Raw genomic sequence first — 16783 nt, 5'->3', positions numbered from 1 at the left:
GGCGGAAGCGGACCCTGCTACGAAAGCTCCTGTGGTGCTTCGTCTTCGAGCGGCGGAGCCGGTTCACCGACCGCTCCGGCAGAGCGGATCAGCTGCTCGATCTCCCCGGCACCGGGCAGATCGGCGGGTGCGACGGTGCGGCCGGTGCGCACGTAGTGGAACGCGGCCCGCACCCGGTCGAGCGGCAGCTCGGCGGGCCGGCCGGTGTGCCGCGCGGTGCGGGCGGCCATGAGCTGCGCCCACGCGAGCCGGTAGGCGGCGAGCTGCATCGCCACCGACTTCAGCTTCTCGTCGGTCGGCTCGGCACCGGTCTTCCAGTCGATGACGGTCCAGCCGCCGTCGGGATCCTCGAACACCGCGTCGATGCGGCCGCGGATCACGGTGCCGCCGATCGACGTCTCGAACGGCACCTCCACCTCGACCGGGCTGCGCTGCGCCCACGGCGACCGCAGGAACGCCTCCTGCAACCGGTCGAAGTCGGTTTCGTCGCCGTCCTCGTCGTCGGCGCCGGGCAGTTCGTCGAGATCGAGCAACCGCGTCGCGCCGTACCGACGCTCGAGCCACGCGTGGAAGGCGGTGCCGCGGCGGGCCAGCGGGTTGGGACGGAACGGCAGCGGCCGCCGCAGCCGGGCCGCGAGGGCGTCCGGGTCGGTGGCGAGGTCGACGAGCTGACTGACCGACATCTGCGCGGGCAGCACCACCTCGGCGGCGCTCTCGGCGCGGCGTTCCCGTTCGGCGAGCAACGCGTCGACGTCGGCGGCCCACTCGTCGGGATCGTCCTCGAAGCTCGCCGGGGGTGGCGGTTCGGGTGCGTCGAGCGCCGCGAGGACCAGCGCCGCCCCGCGTTCGACGTCGGCCCGGCGGGCACCGAGCGGGTCGCGCGGCCACGGCGCCGTGCGCGGGGTCGCGGTCAGCGGGTTCTCGGTGCCGGCTTCCGGTGCGGGCGCCCAGGTCTCGATCATCCCGAGGTCCGGTTGCGCCTCCACGAGGTCGTGGAGTTCGGTCAGGAACGGCGACGGGCCCTTCGGTTCGCTTCCGGACTCGGCCCAGTGGTGGCCCGACACGAACAGGGCCCGTTCGGTGCGGGTCAGCGCGACGTAGAACAGGCGGCGGTCCTCGTCGAGCTTGCGCTGCTTGAGCGCGTCCTTGTGCGCGGAGATCGTGTTCTCGAGGACCTTGCGGTCGTAGACCTCGTCGAGGTGGAGTTGCGGGACCCCCTCCGTCGCAGTGCCGTCCGCAGCGATCTCGGAGCGATCGCCGCGCAACTGCGGCGGTAGTTCCGTGACCGAGCCGAGCCACGTCGCTGCCGCGGTCGACGACGGGAACACCCCGGCGCTGACGTGCGGTACGGCGACGACCTCCCATTCGAGGCCCTTGGCCGAATGCACGGTGAGAACCTGCACGCAGTTCGGGTCGACCTCCACCTCACCGGGTGCGAGGCCCTGCTCGATCTGTTCGGCGGCGGCGAGATAGGCGAGCAGCCCGGGAAGTGTGGCGTTGCCACGTCCGGCGTATCCGGCGACGACGTCGGCGAACGCGTCGAGGTGCTCGCGGCCGGTGACGCTGCCGCGGGTGTCGACGCGGGCCTGCGCTTCGATTCCGATGCCCAGTACCCGTTCGACCTCGGCGACCAGTTCGGTCAGCGGCTGCCCGAGCCGTTCGCGCAGCGACGCCAGTTCCTTCGCGAGCGCGGTGATGCGGGCATACCCGAACTCCGAATAGTTCTGCGGTGCACCGGGATCGGAGATCGCGTCGGCGAGCCCGGCCTGTTCGGCCTGCTCGCCCGGAAGAGCGGCGTCGAGCGCGTCGTCGAGGGCCGAGGTGTCGTCGACCGCCCCGGTCACCGCGTACCGGCCGCCGATCGCCAGCTCACGGGCCCGCCGCCACAGCGCCGTCAGGTCGGCGGCACCGAGCTGCCAGCGGGCGCCGGTCAGTACCCGCACCGCGGAGCTGCCGGCCATCGGGTCGGCCGCCAGCCGCAGCATCGCGATGACGTCGGCAACCTCCGGGGTGTGCAACAGACCCCCGAGGCCGACGACCTCGACGGGAAGCCCCCGGGCCCGCAGTGCCTCCGCGATCGGCGCGGCATCGGCGTTGCGACGGACCAGCACGGCAGCGGTCGGAGGCTTGTCGCGACCGTCCGCGGTGTATTCGGTGGCGATCCGGTCGGCGATCCAGTTCCGTTCGGTCTCGATGTCGGGATGCAGCGCCAGCCGCACGTCCCCGGGGTCGGCACCCGGCCGCGGGCGCAGCGTGCTCACCTCGACACCGCCGTATCGCAGCGGTTCGGTCACGTGATTGGCCAGGGCCAGCGCCTCCGCCGGATTACGCCAGCTGGTGAGCAGTTCCAGGACCGGCGCAGGCCGCCCCTGCACCGGGAAGTCGGCGGTGAACCGCGGCAGGTTGGCGGCGGAGGCACCGCGCCAACCGTAGATGGACTGCATGGGATCACCGACCGCGGTCACGGCGAGATCCGGATCCTGGCCGCCACCGAACAACGACGACAACAGGATTCGCTGGGCGTGCCCGGTGTCCTGGTACTCGTCGAGCAGCACCACCCGGAATCGTTCGCGTTCGGTGCGGCCCACCTCCGGGTGGTCCTGCGCGACCCTCGCCGCGAGCGACATCTGGCTGCCGAAATCGAGTGCGCCCTCGCGCCGCAGCGTCTCCGCGAGCCGTTGCACCAAGGGCAGCAACGCGATCCGGTTGTGCTGGGTCTCGAGGTAGCCGAGCAACGCCTTCGACGGTCCACCGCGCTGCCCCGGCCCCGCCGGCAAGGTGTGAATCAGCTTGTCGAGCTCGGTGTGGGCCTCACGCAGGTCGTCGGGTTCGACGAGGTGCTCGGCGAGCTGACCGGACAGCGCGAGCACGGCCTCGGTGACGGCCGCGGGGTTGCGGTCGGTGTCGAGGTCACCGTCCCATGCGCTGACGACCCGGTACGCGATCTGCCACAGCTCGGTTTCCGACAGCAGCGTCGCCGACGGCTCGATCGGCAACAGCAACCCGTGCTCGCCGAGCAGGCGTCCCGCGTACGCGTGGTAGGTGCTCACCTCCGGTTCGCTACCGAGAATGCGGCTGCGCAGCTCACCGCTGGGGTCCAGGTCGCGCACCAGCCGCGAGCCGGCGAGTTTCGCGAGGCGCGTGCGGATGCGGGTGGTCAGCTGCTGGGCCGCCTTGCGGGTGAACGTCAGGCCCAGCACCTGTTCGGGGGCGACGAATCCGTTCGCGACCAGCCACACCACGCGCGCGGCCATCGTTTCGGTCTTGCCGGCACCGGCTCCCGCGACGACGAGGGTCGGCCCGCGGTGCGCTTCGATGACCGCGACCTGCTCGTCGGTGGGCGGGAACTTCTGCCCCACCGCGGCGGCCAGTTCGACCGCCCCGACGGTGCGCCCCCGCAGATCCCGAGGCGTGCTCATCCGCCGGTCACCTGCCTGCCTTCGTCGTGCGCGGGGCAGCTCGACATCACCGGGCAGTGCCGGCATCCGTCGTTGACCTGCGCGAGGAACTGCGGGCCGCGGGTGGCCGCCGCGGCCTCGTGGATCACCGTGCGCCAACGCTCGAGCCCCTCCGCGTCCAGCGGTGGCTGCACCCGCTGGGTGGCGCCCTCCTTGTTGTGCGGCTTGGCCACGAACACCAGCCGCGCGCCGCCGGGTTCGGACGCCGGCTGCCCCTCGATCGCCCCGGCCGCGGCCGCGACCTGATAGGCGGCGAGCTGCGCGTGGTCACGGGCGGCGTCCTTGGTCACCGGGTTCTTGGCGGTCTTGACGTCGACGACGACGGGCCGTCCGTCCGGGTCGCGTTCGAGGCGGTCGATGCGGCCGCGGAGCCGGACCCGCGGCAGGTCGTCGGACGGCGGTTCGAGGATGCCGTCGACACCGACCTCGACGCCGACCTCGGTCAGCTCGTCGCGGGTGCCGCGCAGCCACGTCGTGAACGTGTCGAGCATCGTGCGGGTCCGCTCCAGCTCGCGGCGTGCGTACCACTGGGAACCGAGATCGACCGAGTCCCAGGCACGTTCGAGGGCGCGGTCCACCTGGTCGGGTGGGATCCGTCCGGCGAGCGCCTGCACCAGGGTGTGCACGAGCGTTCCCGCGACCGCGTGGCTGTTCTGGCCGTCGGTGCCGCCGTGCCGTTCGAACATCCACCGCAGCGGACACGTGGTGAGCTGCTCGATCGTGGACGGCGACAGCGGAACCGCCTCGGTTTCGGGATCCCACAGCGGCCGGTCGGTACTGGGGTCGGCGGTGCCGTACCAACGATCCGGATGCGCGCCGCGCACCCCCGCCCGGGCGAGCCGGGCCAGTTGCGCCGCGGCCCGTCGTTGCCGTTCCGGGTCGTGCGCGGCGACCACCGGATCGCACACCACGCTGCGCAGTTCGGCGACGAGCGCCGGCAACGCGAGCACCCGGATCCGGGCCTCGTCGGGGAGCCCGTCCGGTTCGAGCGCCTCGTCGTCGGTGTCCGTGTCGTCACCGTCCCGGCCGAGCAGTTCGTCGACGAACCGCGACCGCACCAGGTCCGTATCCGCGGAGGCCGCGTCGACTGCGGTGACGAGCAGCCGACGGCGGGCGCGGCTGCACGCGACGAGGAACAACCGGCGCTCGTCGGCGAGCAGCGGCGCGGTCCGCGACAGCCGGGTGGTGCCGTCGGCTCCCCCGTCGACCCCGGAGACCGCGTCGAGGAGCGCCTCGATCCCGAGCAGGGTGCCGCGCGCCCGCAGGCTCGGCCACAGACCTTCCTGGACTCCGGCGACCGCGACGACGTCCCATTCGCGGCCGACCGCCGAGTGCGCGCTGACCACTGTGACCGCTTCGGATTCGGCGGTGGCGCGGTTGCGGACCGTGCCCGGGATCTCCTGCTCGCTGAGGTAGTCGACGAACCCGGCGATGTGGGCGCGCGGCAGCCGGTCGACGTAGTCGGCGGCGGCGTCGAACAGCGCGACGATCCCGTCGAGATCCCGGTCAGCCTGCGCCCCGGCCGGTCCGCCGCGCGCGGACGCCGCCGCCCACTTGCGTTCGAGGCCGGTGGCCTGCCATGCCTCCCAGAGCACGTCCTCGACACCGCCACCGCGGTTCATCGCGGCGCGGGCCTTGCCGAGCACCGCGAGCGCGCCCTTCAGCGGCGCCGCTTCGACCTCGGTGAGCCCGCGCATCAGGTGCGCGGTGGTCTCGGCGTCCTCCCCGTCGACGAGCAGCGCACGCAGCAGTTCCGCGGAGTCGCGGTCTCCCCCGGCGGCGAGCTCGACGCGCCGCAGGCCCCGGCGCAGTCGCCGCAGGGTCACCGGTTCGGCGCCGCCGACCGGACCGGACAGCAACGCCAGGGCTTCCTCGCCGCCGAACCGCCGGCCCGACAGCGCCCGCAGCACCAGCAGCAGGCCGGCGACGCTGTGCTGACGGGCCAGTGGCAGTTCGGAGGCCGCGGTCGTCATGGGGACACCCGCCGCGAGCAGGGCGCGGCGCAGCGGCGCGAGGACCCGCGGCACCGAGCGCACCACGATGGCCATACGCGACCAGGGCACCTCGTCGATGAGGTGTGCGCGGCGCAGGGTGTCGGCGATCAGGGCCGCTTCCTTCGCTTGCGTCGACAACACCCGCACCCGGACCCGACCGGCTTCGGCTTCACCGGCGACCGCGGCGGCCCCGCGATGCGGCTGCAGGCCCGGCAGCCGCCGCGCGATCGAATCGGTGACCGCAGCGATGTCGGCGGCCGCGCGATGGTTGGCGGCGAGGACGATGCGCCGCTCGGGATCCGCCTCGGCCAGTTCGGTGAGGAACCTGCTGTCCGCGCCGCGGAAGGTGAACACCATCTGGTCGGGGTCGCCCGCGACGGTGGCGGTGCGGGTGCCGACGCCGATGGCCTTGATCAATTGTGCCGACTGCGGATCCAGGTGCTGGGCGTCGTCGACGAGCAGGTGCCGGATGCGGCTGCGCTCGGACGCGAGCAGATCCGGGTCGGTGGCGAACGCGGCGAGGGCGGCACCGACGAGTTCGGCGGCGTCGAGTGCCGGGGCCGTGGCCTCGGGGGCTTCGAGACCGACCGCGCCGCGCAGCAGCATCACCTGCTCGTAGCGGGCCGCGAACAGGCCCGCCGCGACCCATTCGGGCCGGTCGCGTTCCTCGCCGAGCGCGACGAGGTCCTCCGGTCCGAGACCGCGTTCGTTGGCACGCAGCATCAGGTCGCGCAGCTCGACCGCGAAACCGGTCATCCCCAGCGCGGGCCGCAGCCGCTCGGGCCACATGCCGGCACCGTCGTCGATGTCGCCGCGCAGCAGTTCGCGCAGCACCGCGTCCTGCTCGGCACCGGTGATCAGCCGCGGCGGCGGATTGCCGTGCCTCGACGCCTGCAGCCGCAGCACCGCGAAGGCGTAAGAGTGCACGGTCCGGACGAGCGGCTCCCGGGTGGCGCGGGCACCGGTGACGTTCCCCTCGCGCAGCAGGCCCGCGGTGATCTCCTCGCGCACCGCCGTTGCGGCGCGCCGCGAATGGGTGAGCACCAGCACCGATTCCGGTTCGGCTCCGGCCGCGATCCGGGAGACGGCCAGGTCGACGAGCAGCGACGTCTTGCCGGTGCCGGGACCGCCGAGAATCTGCCAGGGCCGCCAGCGCGGCAGCGGCGGGGCGTCCGCGAACACCTTCCGCACGTCGTCGGGCCATTCGCGGCGCGGTGGGGCGGTGTCCGGTCGCTGCACCAGCCGCGCGGCCGGACGGCGCGTCCGGTCGGGCATGCGGGTGTCGGCTGCGGTCATGACTGTCATCCCATCAGACGGGTCCGACATTTCCGGGCCCGCCCCAGCGGCGACCGACGCGCTCGGTCCGTTCGATCACGCAACGTGCGTGGTCGGCCCCGGGCTCACGTCGCGCGCACCGACCGGGGAACGGGGACGGGTATCGCATCGAGCAACTGTCGCGTGTACTCCTCCGCCGGATCCCGGTAGACCTGCTCGACGGTGCCGGATTCGACGACCGTCCCCGACCGCATCACCACGACCCGGTCTGCGATGACCTCGATGAGCGCGAGATCGTGGCACACGAACACGTAGGCGAGTCCGAGTTCTTCCTGCAGATCACGGAGCAAATTGAGTACCTGGGCGCGAACCGACACATCGAGCGCCGCAACGGGTTCGTCGCACACGATCATCCTCGGCTCGAGGGTCAGCGCGCGGGCGATCGCGACACGCTGCAACTGGCCACCCGACAGTTCGGCGGGATATCGGCCCAGGTAGCGGGAACCGATTCCGACCCTGTCGAGCAGTTCCTCGGCGCGACGACGACGCGACTCCCGATCCATGTCGGAGTGCACGACGAGCGGTTCGACGACGGCGTCGCGCACCGTCATCCGCGGGTCCAAGGAGCTGTGCGGGTCCTGGAAGATCATCTGCATGCCGCGACGTAGTTGCCGCAGCCGGGACGGTGACGCAGCGAGAACATCCTCGCCGTCGAACACCACACTGCCCGAATCGGGTTCGATCAGACGCAGCACCATCCGGCCCACCGTCGACTTGCCCGCGCCCGATTCGCCGACGACCGCCAGGCACTCGCCGGCTTCGAGGGTGAACGAGACGTCCGCGACCGCGTGGGTCCATCCGGTGCGGCGCCCCAGCAGGTCCCGTCCGGTGGGAAACGACTTGGTGAGGTTCCGCACTTCGAGCAGGCTCATGATTCCGTCACTCCTCGCAACTCCAGGTCTGCCACTCTCGAGCAGCGGGCCGCACGGCCCTCGGTGGTCGCGGCCAGTGGTGGGTGGGTGCGGTCGCACAGGCCCGCAACGGCGTGCCCGCAGCGGTCGTGGAAGTGGCAGCCGACCGGCCACTCCCCGGCCGGCGGGATCCGGCCTGGAATGGCGGTGAGCCGGCGGCCGGCACCGGGACGGGGAATCGACCCGAGCAACCCCGACGTGTACGGGTGCTGCGGTGCTGCGAAGACACCGTCGACGGGGCCGTCCTCGATGACCTCCCCCGCGTACATGACGACGACCCGCTCGCACAGTTCCGCGACGACACCGAGGTCGTGGGTGACGAACAGCAGCGCCACACCGGTCTGTTCCTGCAGGTCGCGCAGCAACTGCAGGATGGTGGCCTGCACGGTCACGTCGAGCGCGGTGGTGGGTTCGTCGGCGATGAGCAGCCGAGGACTGCACGCCATCACCATCGCGATCATCACGCGCTGACACATGCCCCCGCTGAACGCGTGCGGATACTCGTTCACACGGTCCGCGGCACGCGGGATCTGCACCATGTCGAGCATCTCGACGGCGCGGTCCATCGCTGATTTGCGGTCGAGACCGAGATGTCTCCGCACGGATTCGGCGATCTGGTCGCCCACGGTGTACGCCGGGTTGAGGCTGCGGATGGGCTGCTGGAAGATCATGCCCATCCCGGTGCCGCGCAACGCTCGCCACTCGGACGGCGGTGCACCCACGAGCTCATGCCCGTCGAACTGGACACTGCCACGAGCGATCCGGCCACCTGTGTCGCCGGTCAGTCCCATCACCGCAAGCGACGACACGGTCTTGCCGGATCCGGATTCGCCGACGAGTGCCACGGATTCACCTGCGGCGACATCGAAGGACACGTCCTGCACGGCAGTCACCCAGTTCTTGCGTCCCGACCGGAATTCGACGGTGAGGTCGCGGACCCGCACCAGCGGTGTCGTCGATTCCCCGGGCTTCTCGCCGAGTCGGATGAGGGTGTCAGTTTCCGGCATTGCGGCTCCTCGTCAGGGCGCGGCGTACACCGTCACCGAGGTAGGTGAAGGCAAGCACGGTCAGGAAGATCATCACACCGGGCGGCCACACCAGATAGGGCGCGAGCGCCATGTTCGAGGCAGCGGTGCTGAGCATCGCACCCCAGCTCGCGGCCGGCGGCGGAGCGCCCAGCCCCAGGAAACTCAGGCTGGCCTCGGCGGCCACCGCCGTCCCGAGCGACACGGAGATCACCAGCACGATCGGTGGCATCACGTTCGGCAGGATGTGTCGCCCGATGGTGCGGAATGTGCTGCATCCCAGCGCAACCGACGCCTCGATGTAGGTGTCTCCGCGTACGTCCATCGTCGAGGCCCGCGCCACCCGGAAGAAGCGCGGCGCCATCACCAGACCGACCGCGAGCATGGCGTTGGTGATCCCGGAGCCGAGAACCGCGACGATGGTGATCGCCAGCACCAGCGACGGCGCACTCATCAATGCGTCCATGATCCGGGTGAGAACGGTGTCGGCCCACCCGCCGCGGTATCCGGCGATCACGCCCAGCGGAAGCCCCAGGACGAGCGCGAGCGCGACCGCTTGCAGGGATGCTTGCAGCGAGATTCGGGTTCCGAAAATGATGCGGCTCAACACATCGCGACCGTAGTCGTCGGTTCCGAGGAGATGCGCCGACGACGGCGGCTGCAGGCGGTCGACGACCGCTTGGGTGTACGGATCGTAGGGCGCGAGAATCGGCGCGCAGATCGCGACGACGACGAGCAGCAGCACGAAGGCGCCGGCAACGACGGCCGCGGGCTGGTTCTTCACGAAAGCTGCTGCGCGCTGCGCGATCCCGGGAGCGGCGTCGGACGTCGTGACGGTGTCCGCGAGTGTGGTGGTCATGCGCGCACCTTCGGATTGAAGTAGCCGTACGAGATATCGACGAGCAGGTTCACCAGCACGACGACACATGTGGTGAACAGGACGAACCCGAGAAGGACCGGCACGTCGTGGTTCTGGACGCTGTTGACCGCGAGGCTGCCCATGCCCGGCATGCTGTAGATGATCTCGATGGTCACTGCACCACCGAGAACCTCGGCGACACGGAAGCCGAGCACCGTGACGACCGGGATGCACGCGTTCTTCAGGCCGTGCTTGAGGACGATGCTCGCGGGCGACAATCCCCTGGCCTTGGCGTTGAGAATGTAGTCACCGGCCATCACCTGCCCGAGCGCCGACCGCAACTGCACCGTCACTTCCGCCGCCGGCAGCAGAGCGAGCGCGATGCCGGGCAGCACCAGATGCTGGAACCACGGCACTACGCCTTCGGACAACGGCGCGTATCCGAACGCCGGGAAGATCTGGTTCGACACCGCGAACACCGACACGAGCACGAGCCCGAACCAGAACGCAGGGATCGCGATGGCGACGGATGCGACGACGTTGATCACGCGGTCGAGCAGGCCGCCGGGGCGCAACGACGCGAGCACCCCGAGCACCACGCCGATGATCACGGCCAGCACCATCGCGAATGCCACCAACGACAGCGTCGTCGCCATCCGGCGCAGCAGCAGGTCGCTCACCGACTGGTCGGACAGCAGCGACGTCCCCAGGTCACCCCGCAGAACCCCGCCCAGCCAGTCCAGGTAGCGCACGAACACGTTCTGATCGAGCATCAGCGTCGAACGCAGTTCGTCGAGCCGGTCCGGAGTGGGGTTCTCGCCGGCGAGGATCACCGCCGGATCCCCCGGCGCCAGATCGATCAACAGGAATATCAGCAACGGCACGACCAGCAGCAACGGAATCGCTGCGAGCAGGCGACGCCCGGCGTACAGCAACATCGTCTTCCTCCCGCATGTATCGGAGTGTCGACGTGGGTGGTCGGCTAGCCGACCATCCCCACGTGACGCACGTCGAAGATGCCCAGGTCGACCCACGGCATGTCGTCGAGGCCGGTGACCTTGCCGTTGGAGACGGAGGCGTTGGTCTGGTTGCAGATCGGCACGAACATCGCCTCCTTCAGCGTGAGATCCCAGATCTGCCGGTACAGCGGCGCCCGTTCGTCCGGCGTCAGCGCCGGGTCGGCAGCCTTCTCGGCGAGTTCGGCGATCTGCGGGTTGCCGTTGCCCAGGTCGTAGGGACCGGTGACGAACTGGTTGACGGTGTCGGCCGGATCGACCTTGGGGCTGAAGCTGTTCGCCACCATCGACTGGAAGTCACCGGCGATGTAGCGGGGTTCGTTCTGCACATTCGGCACGGGATTCAGTTCCGCGGTGATTCCCGCCTCCGCGAGCTGCGACTGCAGCACGTTCGCAGACTTCTCGGTGTTGGTGCCTGCCGCGAACGTCAACGTGACGGTCGGTCCGCCCGCCGCCTCGGCGAGACTGCGCGCCCTGTCCACGTCGTACTCGTACGGATACCGGTACGACTCGTCGACGGACCAACTCCCCGACGGGTACAGCTGCCGGTTCGGGGTGCACGTCCCGGAGAACAGCGCATCGATTGCTGCGGGATCGATCGCGGTCGCCACCGCCTGCCGGGCTTCCGGCTTCGCGAGGTCGCCCTGGGGCCGCATGTACAGCCCGAGCACGTTCCGGAACTTCACCTCGTCGACGTCGAACGAACCCGATGCACCGAGGTTCTGGGCTTCGACGACCTCGTTGGCCGAGCTGACCCACGTCAGGTCGGTGGCTCCGGTCTTCATGCCGTTGAGCCGGGTGCTGGCGTCGGAGATGGCCTCGAACCGGATCGATGCGACCTTGCCGGCCTCGGGATCCCAGTTCGTTCCCTCGGCGCGGACCAGCGTCAAGGATTCCTCGGGTACGTAGGAGTCGACGAGATAGGCTCCGGACCCGGCGTCGCCCGGCGCCGTCCGCAGGTCGGCTCCGGATGCGATGGCTTTGGGGCTGACCATCATCCCCACGTTCGTGGTGAACGTTCCGGGCAGCTGCACGCCGCTGCCCGGTGCGAGCATCAGACGAACCGTGTGCGCATCGACGATCTCGACGCCGGTGACGTCGGCGAGCGCCGACACGACCGTGCTGCCGGCCATGGTTTTTCCGCGTTCGATGTTCGCTGCGACGGCCGCGGCATCGAAGGGTGTGCCGTCGTGGAAAGTGACGTCGGTGCGCAGCCTCAGCTCGAGATACTTGCCGTCCGAAGCGAACTCCCACGACTCGGCAAGTGCCGGTTGCAGGTTCCCGTCACCGTCCACGACCATGAGCCGGTCGTAGACGGGCGTGATGTAGCCCCATCCGCCGTAACTGGTCTGCAGATACGGGTCGAGATTGCGGGTGGGGGCGCTGGCCGTGATGCGCAGCACCGCAGCCGGATCGAGTTCACCCGTCGGGCCACCCGCCGACGTCGAGGAGGTTCCACCGCCACCACAGGCCGCCAGGACAGCGGAAACCGAAGCTGCGACGGCGATCGTCCGCGCGGTGCGAACCCATGTGTTTTTCATCCTGTGTCCTCCTGGATATCGACAGCGGCCGAACTCGACCACGCAGTCACGCGTGTCGCGGGGAAGAATCGGCCGAGCGCGCACCCGGTAGCCGCACGATCGGACAGATTTCCGATCTCGGATACCGTAGAGATGCGCTCGAAAGTGAAGCGGCAGGAAGGTTTCCACCTCGCCTGTCACTGGGGACGACCATAGCAGCAACAGCGGCCGATTGTGCAACAGCACACACTGTCGGGATCGGGTGCGCCGCACCGTCCCTGCCACCGCCTCACGGCAGCGGCGAACGCCCGAAAGACGCACATCCCACGGATGTGCGTCTTACCGGAATGGTTGTTGTAGAACGGTTTACATCAGGTCACGCGACCGCCTTCCCGAATCTGCCGCGTTATCACGAGATGGGGCGCGACCACATCGACACGGATCCCGAGGGGACCCACCTCCGCGGAGAGTGACCGCGCGGGTCAGGCGCATCACGTGCACGCAGTCGACCTCGTGAGGGCCGTCGCACGCGTCGGCTCCGCCGGTGCCGCCGGCCACCACGGCGCGGCGGCCCACGAGCATTGCGCCCGGACTCGTGCACAGGGGATCAGACATACCTCGGATTACAACCACGCCGGAACCACATTCGAAACCACCGTTTCCGGTAGCCGGAAGTATCGGCACGCGCATGAGGCGGTTCTGTTACCCATGTGCCTACCCATGTGCCGGGAAGGAGTGGGATCGGATGGAAGGGCCAACCGGAACTCTGCAGCGTGCAGCGGTGATCCTCGATGCGCTCGAGAACGTCGGTCAGATGAACCTGTCCCAGGTCGCAGCGGCCACGGGGCTGCCACGCACATCCGTGCACCGCGCATTGGAGCAGCTCGTCGCGCTGCGTTGGGTGTCCCGCGACGGCATGGACTACCGGCTGGGCCTGCGCATGATCGTGCTGGGTGCCGCCGCCGCGCACCAGGACGAGCTACGTCGCGCCGCACTGCCCACTCTGCAGTGGCTGCATCGTGTCAGCGGCTGCGTCGTGCACCTCGGAATTCGCGACGGCACCGAAGCCGTCCATCTGGAGACGATCGGCGGTGAGTTCGCCCCGAGCGTGTGGTCCCGCATCGGCAACCGGCTGCCGCTGGCGACGTCGACTATCGGCAAGGCACTGCTCTCCGTCGACCCCGCGTCCCCGGCGGATTCACCGGAGATCACGCGGGTCCGCGAGCTGCGCATGGTCGCGGAGATGGACCGGTACGCGAAGGGGTTCGGTTGCGTGGCCGTGCCGATCGGCCGGATCGGCCGGTCCGGTTCGGCGGCGCTGTCGGTGTCCGGCCCGACGTCGCGGGTCCGTGATCGGCGGCTGCTGTCCTCGGCACAGACCGCGGCGGCGGAGATCCTGCGGCGCATCGACCCGGTCCGACTGGGCACGGCAGGCGGGTTCACCCGTAAACACAGTGACGGCGTCGACCCCGTTCCCTTGTGACGGACCGCGCCCCCTTGTGACGGACAGAGCCCGTCGTCGCTGCCGGGCACCGGCGCACCACGGCGCTCACCGGCTTCCCCGGACGTCGCTCTGCGATAGTGATCGACGTGAACACGCCTCCGTCACCGCTGCACACCCACCTGTTCGGACCTGCGGGCGGCCCGCAGATCCTGGCCCTGCACGGGTTGACCGGGCACGGCCGCCGGTGGGAACACATCGCGACCCGGCATCTGCCGGAGGCCCGGTTCGTCGCGCCGGATCTGCGCGGGCACGGCCGTTCGCCGTGGACGCCGCCGTGGAATTTCGAGACGCACGTGCAGGACCTGCTCGGAGTGCTCGACGCGCACACCACCGAACCGGTGCTCGTCGTCGGGCATTCGTTCGGCGGTGCCCTCGCGGTACATCTCGCGGCCACCGCGCCCGAGCGGGTGCGCGGGCTGCTGCTGCTGGACCCGGCGATCGGGCTGCCGCCCGACCGCATGCAGGAGATCGCCGATCTCACGGTCCGCTACCCCGACTACACCGACGCCGCGGAGGCCCGTTCCGAGAAGGTACACGGCTCGTGGGGTGACGTCGCCGAGGAACTGCTCGACGCCGAGATCGCGGAGCACCTCGTCGAGCTGGAGTCCGGGCGGGTGAACTGGCGCCTGTTCGTGCCGGCGCTGGTGACGTCCTGGAGCGAACTGGCCCGCGACTTCGTGCTCCCGCCCGCGCACATCCCGACCACGGTGGTGCGCGCGGCGAAGGTGCAGCCGCCGTACGTCACCGACGAGTTCCGCGCGGCGCTCGCCGAACGTCTCGGGGCGAACCTGACCGAACTCGAGATGGACTGCGACCACATGATCGACCAGGCACGGCCCGAGGAGACCGCTGCCCTGATCCGCAGGATGCTGTAGATGGCCGCGACCACCGACGCCCAGATCGAACGGGTCCGGGAACTGGTCGCGTCGATTCCCGCGGGCAAGGTCGCGACGTACGGCGACATCGCCGACGCCGCCGGCCTGTCGAGCCCGCGCACGGTGGGGTGGATCATGCGCACCGACAGCGCCGACCTGCCGTGGCACCGGGTGCTGCCGGCGTCCGGGAAACCGGCCGCGCATCTGGCTCACCGTCAGCTGGCGCGGCTCGCCCTGGAGGGCACACCGATCCGCGGGGACCGGGTCGATCTCGCGGCGGCCCGGCACCGGTTCTGAGTCCCGTTCATTCTTCGGCAGCGCGGTCAGGGGTGCGCCGCCGCCGGATCCGGCGGATCGCGAGGACAGCGACCACGACGACGGCCGCGACGATCACGATGCGCTGGAATCCCGACGCGTACGGCTCGATCCGCGACCAGTTGTTTCCCAGCTGGTATCCGGCCAGCACGAACACCGCATTCCAGATCGCGCTTCCGGCGGCGGTGAGAACCGCGAACCGCCACACCGGCATCCGGGTGATCCCGGCGGGAATCGAGACGAGGCTGCGGAACAGCGGGATCATCCGGCCGAAGAACACCGACTTGCCGCCGTGCCGGTGGAACCAGTCCGTCGTCCGGTCGAGATCGGCGACGTCGACCAGCGGCATCCGGTCCACGATCCGCCGGATCCGCTCCTGTCCGACCGCCCGTCCGATCGCATACAACCCCAGCGCGCCGAGCAGGGATCCGAGGGTCGTCCAGAACAGCGCCGACGCCAGCGTGAAACTGCCGAGTCCGGCCGCGAACCCCGCGAGTGGCAGGATCACCTCGCTGGGCAGCGGTGGGAAGAAGTTCTCGAGCGCGATCGCCAGGCCGGCGCCGAGGCCGCCGAGCCGATCCATCAGCGACAACGCCCATCCTGCGAGTCCGTCGGTGGGAACGTTCGATCCGGGCGGTACGGCGGCGATGACGGTCGGGCTCACCACCCCACCCTAGGCCGGTCAGTCCGGCTCGGCGGCCAGGTCTCTCAGCAGGTCCCGGGTGCGCCGCAACGAGGCGCGCGGATCGTCCCCGACCGGAAACGGTGCCGCCCACACGTCGGTCGCGCCGGCGGCGACCAGCGACCGTAACTGTGCCCGCACCGACGTCTCGTCCCCGACGACCGCGACATCGGCAGGCTCACAACAGTCGACGAGAAATCCGATACTCCGTCATACTCTCCGATTCTTCCTGCTGCCTTGCTGCGTGTCCCGGAGGAGCGGGATCGGCACGCACCGCAGGGCCGGTCACCGCGGCGGCACACACCCCGACCCGGTCGTGACGCGGACCGAACCGAATCTGTCGGTGCCCGACGATACGGTCGGAGCCGCAGTCGAGCACGACGAGATGTTCCCGGCAGGAACCGATCGACGACGACACAGGGCGGGGGTGAACGGATGAGCAACACCGCACCGATCGGCCGGCGCCCGTTCGCGTTCACCACCCGCCCGTACGCGGCGGTCGACGACAGCACCGGCGAGCAGATCGGACTCGACGACCTCGATATTCGCATCGCATGGCTGCTCGACCTGATCACCGGCGCCGAAACCGAACTGCTCACCCGACTGTGGCAGCCGAGCACCTTCGACACCCTGGCCGCCGGCCGTGACCGCGACGGCCGGGCACTGCCGAGGCACGGGCACGTCGCGGCGGCGCGTCTGGGCTGGACCCCGATCTATCCCGACGGGGTGTACGTGCCGTCGCGGGTGACGCGGGTGGTCACCGCCCACGCCACCGCGACCCTGCGGACCCTGGCGTATCGGGATGCGGCGATCGCGGCGCTGTCGGCCCGGTTCGATCCCGCTACCGGACGCATCGCCGCACCAAAGTGTGCTGCGGAGTACGTGCCGGCGGGGTTCGCGCGGGGTGTGCGCCGGCAACTGCTCGCCCGGACCCGCCGGAGCGGTGAAACGGACTCGGGGGCCGTGCAGTCCCCCCGGGTGCGGATCACCGACATCCAAACCCCGCCGCAGGTAAGTCCGATGGCCCGGCTCTCGGCCGCCGACACCCAACTCGCCCGGCTCACCGTCCTCGACGACACCATGGTGCTGACGGTGAAGCTGCCCACCACCGCCGCCCCGACCGGGCGGGCGCAGTGGCGCCCGGTGCGGATGACCGCGCCGCTCCCCCCGCACCTGACCGGCCGGACGGTCACACAGTGGCATCTGCCGACCCTGACCCTCGACGGGCGGGGTGTGCTGCTGCGGTGCGCCGCCACCGAAGCCGTCCCCGCCGGGGACCTCGCGGCGGG

General features: G+C 70.3%; 12 protein-coding genes and 1 pseudogene. 4 read left to right on the top strand and 9 right to left on the bottom strand.

Annotated features, from left to right (window positions below):
• Nucleotides 1-17: 17 nt before the first annotated feature.
• The 7 genes from ACWDUD_RS22450 to ACWDUD_RS22420 all read right to left on the bottom strand — a co-directional run bounded on the left by ACWDUD_RS22450 (nucleotide 18) and on the right by ACWDUD_RS22420 (nucleotide 12139).
• Nucleotides 18-3419: an ATP-dependent helicase gene (locus ACWDUD_RS22450; protein ID WP_450110722.1), complete on the bottom strand. Its 3402-nt coding sequence runs from the start codon at nucleotides 3417-3419 to the stop codon at nucleotides 18-20.
• Nucleotides 3416-6748, bottom strand: coding sequence for an ATP-dependent helicase (locus ACWDUD_RS22445; RefSeq protein WP_450110721.1), 3333 nt, complete (start codon nucleotides 6746-6748; stop codon nucleotides 3416-3418). The genes ACWDUD_RS22450 and ACWDUD_RS22445 overlap by 4 nt, the downstream gene beginning before the upstream one ends.
• 104 nt (nucleotides 6749-6852) lie before the next feature.
• Entirely contained in the window at nucleotides 6853-7659 is an 807-nt protein-coding gene (locus tag ACWDUD_RS22440) for an ATP-binding cassette domain-containing protein (protein WP_450110720.1), read from the bottom strand.
• A complete protein-coding gene (locus ACWDUD_RS22435) occupies nucleotides 7656-8705 on the bottom strand; it encodes an ABC transporter ATP-binding protein (RefSeq protein WP_450110719.1) in 1050 nt (349 codons plus the stop codon). The genes ACWDUD_RS22440 and ACWDUD_RS22435 overlap by 4 nt, the downstream gene beginning before the upstream one ends.
• On the bottom strand, nucleotides 8692-9582 hold the full coding sequence (locus tag ACWDUD_RS22430; protein ID WP_450110718.1) for an ABC transporter permease: 891 nt from the start codon (nucleotides 9580-9582) through the stop codon (nucleotides 8692-8694). Before ACWDUD_RS22430 ends, ACWDUD_RS22435 begins: the two co-directional genes overlap by 14 nt.
• Nucleotides 9579-10520 carry an ABC transporter permease gene (locus ACWDUD_RS22425; protein WP_450110717.1) on the bottom strand — a complete coding sequence of 314 codons (942 nt, stop codon included), beginning with the start codon at nucleotides 10518-10520 and terminating at the stop codon, nucleotides 9579-9581. The genes ACWDUD_RS22430 and ACWDUD_RS22425 overlap by 4 nt, the downstream gene beginning before the upstream one ends.
• 44 nt (nucleotides 10521-10564) lie before the next feature.
• On the bottom strand, nucleotides 10565-12139 hold the full coding sequence (locus ACWDUD_RS22420) for an ABC transporter substrate-binding protein (protein WP_450110716.1): 1575 nt from the start codon (nucleotides 12137-12139) through the stop codon (nucleotides 10565-10567).
• A 724-nt stretch (nucleotides 12140-12863) separates the two neighbouring features.
• Here ACWDUD_RS22420 and ACWDUD_RS22415 point away from each other — a divergent pair.
• The 3 genes from ACWDUD_RS22415 (at nucleotide 12864) to ACWDUD_RS22405 (ending at nucleotide 14794) form a co-directional block, all read left to right on the top strand.
• Entirely contained in the window at nucleotides 12864-13601 is a 738-nt protein-coding gene (locus tag ACWDUD_RS22415; RefSeq protein ID WP_450110715.1) for an IclR family transcriptional regulator, read from the top strand.
• 107 nt (nucleotides 13602-13708) lie between these two features.
• The gene (locus ACWDUD_RS22410) at nucleotides 13709-14497 is read left to right on the top strand and encodes an alpha/beta fold hydrolase (RefSeq protein WP_450110714.1); all 789 of its coding nucleotides are present in this window, start codon (nucleotides 13709-13711) and stop codon (nucleotides 14495-14497) included.
• A complete protein-coding gene (locus tag ACWDUD_RS22405; RefSeq protein ID WP_450110713.1) occupies nucleotides 14498-14794 on the top strand; it encodes an MGMT family protein in 297 nt (98 codons plus the stop codon).
• 7 nt (nucleotides 14795-14801) lie between these two features.
• Here ACWDUD_RS22405 and ACWDUD_RS22400 read toward each other — a convergent pair whose 3' ends face one another.
• The gene (locus ACWDUD_RS22400) at nucleotides 14802-15395 is read right to left on the bottom strand and encodes a DedA family protein (protein WP_450110748.1); all 594 of its coding nucleotides are present in this window, start codon (nucleotides 15393-15395) and stop codon (nucleotides 14802-14804) included.
• Between the two features lie 99 nt (nucleotides 15396-15494).
• The gene (locus ACWDUD_RS22395) at nucleotides 15495-15635 is read right to left on the bottom strand and encodes a hypothetical protein (protein ID WP_450110712.1); all 141 of its coding nucleotides are present in this window, start codon (nucleotides 15633-15635) and stop codon (nucleotides 15495-15497) included.
• Nucleotides 15636-15929: 294 nt separating this feature from the next.
• Here ACWDUD_RS22395 and ACWDUD_RS22390 point away from each other — a divergent pair.
• Nucleotides 15930-16783 (top strand): annotated as a pseudogene (locus ACWDUD_RS22390) (transposase); the annotation flags it as partial.

It is taken from the genome of Rhodococcus sp. NPDC003382 (genome assembly GCF_053589135.1).
Note: the sequence above shows the minus strand (reverse complement) of the source record. Positions and strands in the feature narration are given on the sequence as shown.

Bases quoted from the DNA above. Each gene is read 5' to 3' on its own strand.
- ACWDUD_RS22450 (WP_450110722.1), bottom strand. From the start codon at position 3,419: ATGAGCACGCCTCGGGATCTGCGGGGGCGCACCGTCGGGGCGGTCGAA.
- ACWDUD_RS22445 (WP_450110721.1), bottom strand. From the start codon at position 6,748: ATGACCGCAGCCGACACCCGCATGCCCGACCGGACGCGCCGTCCGGCC.
- ACWDUD_RS22440 (WP_450110720.1), bottom strand. From the start codon at position 7,659: ATGAGCCTGCTCGAAGTGCGGAACCTCACCAAGTCGTTTCCCACCGGA.
- ACWDUD_RS22435 (WP_450110719.1), bottom strand. From the start codon at position 8,705: ATGCCGGAAACTGACACCCTCATCCGACTCGGCGAGAAGCCCGGGGAA.
- ACWDUD_RS22430 (WP_450110718.1), bottom strand. From the start codon at position 9,582: ATGACCACCACACTCGCGGACACCGTCACGACGTCCGACGCCGCTCCC.
- ACWDUD_RS22425 (WP_450110717.1), bottom strand. From the start codon at position 10,520: ATGTTGCTGTACGCCGGGCGTCGCCTGCTCGCAGCGATTCCGTTGCTG.
- ACWDUD_RS22420 (WP_450110716.1), bottom strand. From the start codon at position 12,139: ATGAAAAACACATGGGTTCGCACCGCGCGGACGATCGCCGTCGCAGCT.
- ACWDUD_RS22415 (WP_450110715.1), top strand. From the start codon at position 12,864: ATGGAAGGGCCAACCGGAACTCTGCAGCGTGCAGCGGTGATCCTCGAT.
- ACWDUD_RS22405 (WP_450110713.1), top strand. From the start codon at position 14,498: ATGGCCGCGACCACCGACGCCCAGATCGAACGGGTCCGGGAACTGGTC.
- ACWDUD_RS22400 (WP_450110748.1), bottom strand. From the start codon at position 15,395: ATGGATCGGCTCGGCGGCCTCGGCGCCGGCCTGGCGATCGCGCTCGAG.